Genomic DNA, 7,018 nt, shown 5'->3' on the forward strand with positions numbered 1-7,018 from the left:
GGGCATCATTGGACTTCCCAATGCCGGCAAAAGCACCTTGATCGCCGTGTTGTCGGCAGCGCGACCCAAGATTGCCGATTACCCCTTCACCACCTTGGTCCCCAACCTTGGTGTGGTGCGCCGGCCCAGTGGAGATGGCACTGTTTTTGCAGACATACCAGGCTTGATTGAAGGGGCCGCCCAGGGCGCTGGTCTTGGCCACGACTTTCTACGTCATATCGAACGCACCCGTCTGCTGATTCACTTGGTGGACGCTGGATCTGAGGATCCCGTGGCTGACCTGAACGTCGTCCAGCAGGAGCTGGAGGCCTATGGCCATGGTCTGGTTGATCGGCCCCGTCTGCTGGTGATCAACAAGCAGGAGTTGGTGTCAGAGGACGATCTCCCCACGTTGCAGCAGGAGCTTGTGGCGGCGAGCGGTCGGCCCGTGCTGTGCATTTCAGCCGCCATGGGAACCAACCTCGACCAGTTGCTGGCAGAAACCTGGGCCGAGCTCGGGGTGTGAGCTGATGCTCCAGACAATCTTCATGTGATCAGCCACACCGATGCTTGTGGGCTGATCGCAGGAGAGCCATAACTGGAATGTCTCTCCCATGACATGACCTTTTACACCTGTCTGGACATCAAGGGCGACGTGATTGCCCGGTGCCAAACGAAAGAGGATGTTGCTGTGCTTCAACGCATGGGACGCCCGATCGCTGAAGTGAAGGCAATGCGTAAGGAGGAGGCTGTCGTCTGCAGCCTGACCGGCAGCCCCTCCGATTACAACGAGGACTATTGAGCCCTCGTTGAATGAACCGCGTTTGTTGGCTCAGTCGTCGTAGACGCGGCACTCTTCGGCATCGGGATTGGCCTCGCAATGCAGCTCGAGCGAAGTGGGGTCGTGGCTGTCGCCGGGGTGGTGTTCTTTGTATTCCTCTAGCGACTTCAACTCATCGGTGAGGTGACGAACCTTGGCGGCGTCTCCAGCTGCTTTGGCAGCTTCAATTTCCGATTGATCCTTCTGGATGTGTTCGTCGATGGACTTCATGAATTCAGACCGTGACCTGGCTGCACCTTACGGCGATTCATCGGTTTTGGAGTGGTGGAATCCCCCCCCCATGACCATCCGTCAATCTTGATCTGAGGTGGCAGTAGCCGTGGCTACAACCACGGCTCCAGCTGCTTGCTCAGGGGGCCAATTCGCTGAGTTCCAGCCAGCGTTCTTCGGCCTGTTCGATGCGGGAGATCAGATCAGCCAGATCAAGGCTCAGCTTGGCCATGTCGGCGCCCTCCTGCGTCATCTGCTGTTCCAGCTCCTCCTTCTGCAAATCCAGGTCAGGCAGCTGTTGATCGAGAGCCGCAAGCTCCTTGTTTTCCTTGAAGTTTCGACGCCGCGGACCATCGCGCTTGGTTTCGCTGCTGCGCTCCAGTTTTGGTGAGGAGGGTTTGCTCGCCTGGGTCTGGCTGCGTTCCTCCTGGCGCTGCTGCTCCAGAAACGCGCTGTAGTTCCCTTCAAATCGATTAAGACGTCCTTGGTCGAAGCAGAACAGGCGATCAACGGTGCGATCGAGGAAATAACGGTCGTGGGAAACAACGATCACGCAGCCCCGGAAGTCTTCAAGGAAGTCTTCGAGAACGCTGAGGGTCTGAACATCCAGATCGTTGGTGGGTTCGTCCAACAGCAACACGTTGGGCGCCTGGATCAGCATCCGGCAGAGGGTAAGGCGGCGGCGCTCGCCTCCCGAGAGCTTGGCCAAGGGGCTGTGCTGCTGGGCCGGTGGAAATAAAAAGCGTTCCAGAAGCTGCGATGCGGTGACCTGTTCTCCCCCCAGATCGATCCGGCTGGCGGCTTCTTCCACGAACTCGATCACTTTGCGATCGAGCCCTTTGCCTTTGTTGAAGTCTTCGGTGTGCTGGTCCAGGTAGCCGATGTGCACGGTCTCCCCAAGCAGCAGGCTGCCTTGGGTTGGCTCTCGCCGTCTGGCAATGAGATCAAGCAGGGTGGATTTGCCGCTGCCGTTGGGGCCGATGATGCCGATTCGGTCTTCAGGGCTGAAGCTGTAGCTGAAGCCATCAAGGAGTGGGCGACCGCCTTGGCTGCCATCGGCTGTGACCCCAACGTCTTCCGCTTCAATCACCTGTTTGCCGATGCGCCGGCTGATGCCGGTCATCTCCAGCTTCGCTTTGGCCTGATTGGGTTTCTGCTCGCGCATCGCTTCGATGCGTTGCAGTCGCGCCTTCTGTTTGGTGCTGCGCGCCTTGGGGCCCTGGCGTAGCCAGACCAATTCGCGGCGAAGCACGCTTTTGAACTTGGCCGCTGAGGCTGCTTCGGAGGCTTCTTCTTCCGCTTTGTGCTGCAGAAAGGTGCTGTAGTTCCCCTGATAGGTGCGGGCCTGGCCTCGGTCCACCTCCACCATCCGTCGCGTCACCCGATCGAGTACGTAGCGGTCATGGGTGACCAGCACCAGAGCCCCGGGGTAGCGATCCAGCCAGCTCTGCAGCCATTCCACGGCAGCTGCATCGAGATGGTTGGTGGGCTCATCTAGCAGCAGCACATCGGGGCAGGCCACCAGAGCTGATGCCAGACCCACCCGTTTGCGGTATCCGCCGGAGAGGTCGTCGACCGGGCGCTGGAGATCGCTGATGCCCAATTTCTGCAGCACTTCCCGGCATTGCTGCTCCAGGCTCCAGGCTTCTTCTTCATCCATCCGTTGGCTGAGCTGACCCAGCTCCGCCATCAGTGCTCCATTGCTGGGGTCTGCCGCAATGGCGTCGCTGAGGGCGCTGAAGCGCACCAGCAGATCCCGTTTTGCGCCACAGCCCTCCAGCACCTGTTCCAGCACCGTGAGCCCCGGAGTGATTCGGCTCTCCTGACCCACCAGCTCCACCCGAAGCCGCGGCGAACAGCGGCGTTCCCCCTCACCGAGGGGCTCTTTCCCCGCCAGAACCTTCAACAGGGTGGATTTGCCGGCGCCATTGGGACCGATTAGCCCGAGCCGTTCTCCTTCAGCGATGTGGAGATCGAGATCGGAAAAGAGGGTGCGGATGCCGGAATCCTTGGCCGCACCCACCAGGCTGATCAGACTCACGGCGTGCCAGCGGGCAATTGACCGTCCAGATAAGCAAACACGCTCTTATCGCCCACATCCGCTGCTGCCTCCATGCCGAATTTGCGCAGGGCCAGCAGCACCAGCAGCAACGCTGCAGCTTCCAGTAGAGCCAGGCAGAGGTGACCATTGATCACTCCCACCAGATGCCCCAGCAGCGCTGCCGGCAGCAGCAAGGTGAGACCAATGGCTTCGGGCCGTTGGAAGCAGAAAAACTCCTTGAAGCCGATTCCCGCCAAGGCGGCAAACAGCGGCCCAATGGCCAGGATCCACAGCGGCTGATCTCTGAGGACGGAGAGCACTTCGGTTGGGCCGGCCTGCAGCAGCAGGCCCCCCCAACCGATGCAACCGCTGAGCCAGAACAGTTGAAGGGCCCGGTGCAAGGGACGGAGATAAATGTGAATCCAGCGCAGCGCCAGGCCCAGGGCTGTGGCCATCGGCAGCACCCAGAGCCATGCCCAGGGGCTATCGGTCTGCCACCACTGCAGCACCCCTGCGGCCAGGCTGAGGCCGGTGATCAACAGGGAGATTCGATAAAAACGCACCTCCTGGCGATCGGCAGCGGTTATCGAGTAAGTGCCGTAGACACCTTCGAAGGTTGGATCTGCGCTGGTCATCCTGACGCTGCAGTGCTGTTCACCAGTGTGCTCAGGTCAGGACCGGCTGGAACGATGCCGCTGGGATTGAGGGGGAACAGGGCACCGAAGTAATCGTGTCGCCAGGCGGTGCCGTCGCAGGTGTCCGCCACGCCCGGCAGGCGATAGAAGCGCTGTCGCCACTTCCAGAGGTTCGGGTAGTGCCAGAGCGGCTGCCGACTGCAGCCGAACAGGGGGGCATACACCAGCTCCCAGCGGATCAAGGTGGGGAACAGCCGCACATCCGCCAGGGTCAGTGCTTCCCCGCACAGCCATGGACCGTTGCTTTCGAGGCTCTGCTGCACCGCATCGAGGGCGGTGAAGAGATCGGCTTCAGCGTGGTCGTAGGCCGCTTGGTTGCGGGCGAAACCGCAGCGGTAAACCCCATCGTTGATGGCCGATTGCAGCCGCTGCTGCCAGGCCTGGATCCTGTCGGTTGCTTCTGCTGGTGCCAGGTCCACAACCTCGTCGCGATGGGGCCAGCGGTTCAGTAGGTCCACCAGTGGTGCACTGTCATTTCCCAGCAGGGTGCGCGTCTTGGGATCCACCAGCACAGGCACGGTGGCCCGGTAGCTGGGGGGGGCGCCGCAGTGCTGATACAACTCCAGCAGCGTTTTGCACCCCTCCCAGGCTGGATCGAGGGCCCAGCGTCCAGCGTTGTGATCCGCCCGTGCCATCACGAGGGTGACGCTGTCGTGCAGATGGCGCAGCTGATGCACCAGCCAGGTGCGGTGGGCCCAGGGGCAGCTGCGCCCGATCACCAGCATCGGCCGTTGACCTGCGCTGCGCTGGAGCAGGTCCGCGGGATTTAAGGCCGGCGGGGTGAGCGGATCGCTGCTTGGGCGGGTGTAATTGCCGGCCGCATCGGCTGGGCCCAGCCCACCCATGAGCCGTTGCCATTGCCATCGCCAGCTGCGACGGGCGGCCGTGACTACGACAGGTGGGATCGACATGGCTCGGTTTGGATCGCTTTCATCCTCGCTGTGACTCGTGCTTCAGTCAGAACTTGGTTCGCTGTGGTCCATGAGCAGCTGTGGCGTTCTTGTGGTGGCCGGTACCCATGGGAATGAGGTGAATGCCCCTTGGTTGCTGCAGCAGTGGCAGGCCAACCCTGATTTGATCGACGCGGCTGGCTTGGCCGTGCAGAAGGTGATCGGCAACCCAGAAGCGTTGCTTCGCCGCTGCCGATACGTCGATCGTGATCTCAACCGCTGCTTCCTCCCGGAACAGCTGGAGCAGGGTGCCTCCGGATTGGAGTTCCAGCGTGCTGGGGAACTCCTGCGGTTGCATGGCCCGAGTGGCGAGCAGCCCTGTGCTGTGGCCATCGATCTGCACAGCACCACTGCGGCCATGGGCAATTCCCTTGTGGTGTACGGCCGGCGTCCTGCTGATCTGGCCCTCGCGGCTTTGGTGCAGGGAGCGCTTGGCCTGCCGATTTATCTGCATGAAGCCGATGCTCAGCAGACCGGCTTCCTCGTGGAATCCTGGCCTTGCGGCCTGGTGATCGAGGTGGGCCCTGTGCCGCAGGGTCTGCTCAATGCCCGGGTCGTTGAACAGACCCGTCTTGGCTTGGAAAGCTGCCTCAGGGCCTTGGATCAGGCACATCAGGGGTTGGCCCGGCTGCCGGATGTTCTGGTGGTGCATCGTCACTTGGGTAGTCGGGATCTTCCGAAGGCGGAGAACGGAGAGCCTCAGGCCCTTGTGCATCCCGAACTGCAGGGCCGCGATTGGCAGAACATCGCCTCAACCCAGGCCATGTTTCGTGCTGCTGATGGGACCGATCGTTGTGAAACTTGGGTTGCAGGGGAAATTCCGGTGTTTGTGAACGAAGCGGCCTACGCGGAGAAAAGCATTGCTTTCTCCCTCACCCGCCGGGAGGTGTGGCCTGTGGAGCCCAACTGGCTACTGGCCCTCAAACAGCTGCTCGCTGCGGCTTAACCGCAGGCCCACACACCCTTCCCTTCTTCTGAGCAGATCAGATTGCTCGTCTGACCATCAGCCCAGTACATCCGCAATCGGTCGTCCTCGGTGCCGATCCGGAGGGTGAGGGATCGCAGCGGGCCGGCTGGTGTCTTGCTGTCGGGGTCGCCGGCAGGTGACCTGAGTTCTTGCAGCTTCTTCTCCAGCTGATTGATCCTTCGTTCCAGCTGTTCGATCGAAGCGCTAGCGCTTGGCTTGTCGTTGCTGGAGGGCATCACTCCACAGCTGCTCAGCCCAACTGAGGTCATCCCAAGGCAAATCAGAGGAATCAAACGCCGCATGGGCCAGTCCCGATTGGTCCCAGCCTCTCAGCAGATCTGGCCTTGGGCCAGTCGCTCACTCCAATACACCGTGGCACCTTGAGCCTCCAGCTCCAGTCGCCTGTGACGAGCCTGGTTTAGAGGAACGGTTTCCTCCAAGCGAAGGCCGGCTTGCATCCAGCGGATCAGAACCAAAAAGTGCCTTGGTGAGTCTCATGAATCTTAAGCCTTTTGGAAGTCTCGCTTTCCCCGCGTGGGGCGGCTAAGCGTTGTTTTCGCAATCTGTGGACACACAGCGCAAACTTCCTTTACACTCGGCGACAGGCAGGGCTCTCCTGCCCTTCCTTAAACCGTTCCTTCGGGAACATTTCTTTCCGTTCTCATGACCACCACCCTCCAGCAGCGCTCCGGCGCTTCCAGCTGGCAGGCCTTCTGTGAGTGGGTCACCTCCACCAACAACCGTCTGTATGTCGGTTGGTTCGGTGTGCTGATGATCCCAACTCTGTTGGCTGCCACCATCTGTTTCGTCATCGCTTTCGTCGCCGCTCCTCCGGTCGACATCGATGGCATCCGTGAGCCCGTCGCTGGCTCCCTGATCTACGGCAACAACATCATCTCCGGTGCTGTTGTTCCTTCCAGCAACGCCATCGGCCTGCACTTCTACCCCATCTGGGAAGCTGCTTCCCTCGATGAGTGGCTGTACAACGGCGGCCCCTTCCAGCTGGTTGTTTTCCACTTCCTCATCGGCATCTACGCCTACATGGGTCGTGAGTGGGAACTCTCCTACCGCCTGGGCATGCGCCCCTGGATCTGCGTTGCCTACAGCGCACCTGTCGCTGCAGCCTCCGCTGTCTTCCTGGTTTACCCCTTCGGTCAGGGTTCTTTCTCTGACGCAATGCCCCTGGGCATCTCTGGCACCTTCAACTACATGTTGGTGTTCCAGGCCGAGCACAACATCCTGATGCACCCCTTCCACATGTTGGGCGTCGCAGGTGTCTTCGGCGGCAGCTTGTTCTCCGCCATGCACGGCTCCCTGGTGACCTCCTCCCTGGTG

At 61.0% G+C, this 7,018-nt stretch carries 9 protein-coding genes and 1 pseudogene; 4 read left to right on the top strand and 6 right to left on the bottom strand.

What is annotated here, in order from left to right:
* Positions 1-505 (top strand): GTPase (locus FZZ88_RS04400; RefSeq protein ID WP_230332824.1); only part of this gene is annotated, 505 nt, incomplete at its 5' end.
* 93 nt (positions 506-598) lie between these two features.
* Entirely contained in the window at positions 599-781 is a 183-nt protein-coding gene (locus tag FZZ88_RS04405) for a hypothetical protein (protein WP_115131684.1), read from the top strand.
* A gap of 30 nt (positions 782-811) precedes the next feature.
* On the opposite strand, the gene FZZ88_RS04410 is transcribed toward FZZ88_RS04405, so the two are convergent.
* From FZZ88_RS04410 to FZZ88_RS04425, 4 genes are all read right to left on the bottom strand, one after another.
* A complete protein-coding gene (locus tag FZZ88_RS04410; protein WP_230332825.1) occupies positions 812-1,030 on the bottom strand; it encodes a CP12 domain-containing protein in 219 nt (72 codons plus the stop codon).
* A 139-nt stretch (positions 1,031-1,169) separates the two neighbouring features.
* The gene (locus FZZ88_RS04415) at positions 1,170-3,071 is read right to left on the bottom strand and encodes an ABC-F family ATP-binding cassette domain-containing protein (protein WP_230332826.1); all 1,902 of its coding nucleotides are present in this window, start codon (positions 3,069-3,071) and stop codon (positions 1,170-1,172) included.
* Entirely contained in the window at positions 3,068-3,706 is a 639-nt protein-coding gene (locus FZZ88_RS04420) for a DUF2301 domain-containing membrane protein (RefSeq protein WP_230332827.1), read from the bottom strand. Before FZZ88_RS04420 ends, FZZ88_RS04415 begins: the two co-directional genes overlap by 4 nt.
* Positions 3,703-4,677: a glutathione S-transferase C-terminal domain-containing protein gene (locus tag FZZ88_RS04425; protein ID WP_230332828.1), complete on the bottom strand. Its 975-nt coding sequence runs from the start codon at positions 4,675-4,677 to the stop codon at positions 3,703-3,705. Before FZZ88_RS04425 ends, FZZ88_RS04420 begins: the two co-directional genes overlap by 4 nt.
* Before the next feature lie 70 nt (positions 4,678-4,747).
* Here FZZ88_RS04425 and FZZ88_RS04430 point away from each other — a divergent pair, with 70 nt between their 5' ends.
* Positions 4,748-5,662 carry an aspartoacylase gene (locus FZZ88_RS04430; protein ID WP_230332829.1) on the top strand — a complete coding sequence of 305 codons (915 nt, stop codon included), beginning with the start codon at positions 4,748-4,750 and terminating at the stop codon, positions 5,660-5,662.
* On the opposite strand, the gene FZZ88_RS04435 is transcribed toward FZZ88_RS04430, so the two are convergent.
* Together FZZ88_RS04435 and FZZ88_RS12140 are read right to left on the bottom strand one after the other, a co-directional pair.
* Positions 5,659-5,919 carry a hypothetical protein gene (locus FZZ88_RS04435; RefSeq protein WP_230332830.1) on the bottom strand — a complete coding sequence of 87 codons (261 nt, stop codon included), beginning with the start codon at positions 5,917-5,919 and terminating at the stop codon, positions 5,659-5,661. The genes FZZ88_RS04430 and FZZ88_RS04435 overlap by 4 nt on opposite strands.
* Before the next feature lie 93 nt (positions 5,920-6,012).
* Positions 6,013-6,141 (bottom strand): hypothetical protein, encoded by a 129-nt coding sequence (locus FZZ88_RS12140; protein WP_255606441.1) that lies wholly within the window; start codon positions 6,139-6,141, stop codon positions 6,013-6,015.
* Between the two features lie 205 nt (positions 6,142-6,346).
* On the opposite strand from FZZ88_RS12140, the pseudogene FZZ88_RS04440 reads away from it, so the two are divergent.
* A pseudogene (locus FZZ88_RS04440) lies at positions 6,347-7,018 on the top strand (photosystem II q(b) protein); the annotation flags it as partial.

This window comes from Synechococcus sp. PH41509, from assembly GCF_020514285.1.
Lineage (GTDB): Bacteria > Cyanobacteriota > Cyanobacteriia > PCC-6307 > Cyanobiaceae > Parasynechococcus.

Coding starts and splice junctions, on each gene's coding strand:
- FZZ88_RS04405 (WP_115131684.1), top strand. CDS start 599: ATGACCTTTTACACCTGTCTGGACATCAAGGGCGACGTGATTGCCCGG.
- FZZ88_RS04410 (WP_230332825.1), bottom strand. CDS start 1,030: ATGAAGTCCATCGACGAACACATCCAGAAGGATCAATCGGAAATTGAA.
- FZZ88_RS04420 (WP_230332827.1), bottom strand. CDS start 3,706: ATGACCAGCGCAGATCCAACCTTCGAAGGTGTCTACGGCACTTACTCG.
- FZZ88_RS04425 (WP_230332828.1), bottom strand. CDS start 4,677: ATGTCGATCCCACCTGTCGTAGTCACGGCCGCCCGTCGCAGCTGGCGA.
- FZZ88_RS04430 (WP_230332829.1), top strand. CDS start 4,748: ATGAGCAGCTGTGGCGTTCTTGTGGTGGCCGGTACCCATGGGAATGAG.
- FZZ88_RS04435 (WP_230332830.1), bottom strand. CDS start 5,919: ATGCCCTCCAGCAACGACAAGCCAAGCGCTAGCGCTTCGATCGAACAG.
- FZZ88_RS12140 (WP_255606441.1), bottom strand. CDS start 6,141: ATGCAAGCCGGCCTTCGCTTGGAGGAAACCGTTCCTCTAAACCAGGCT.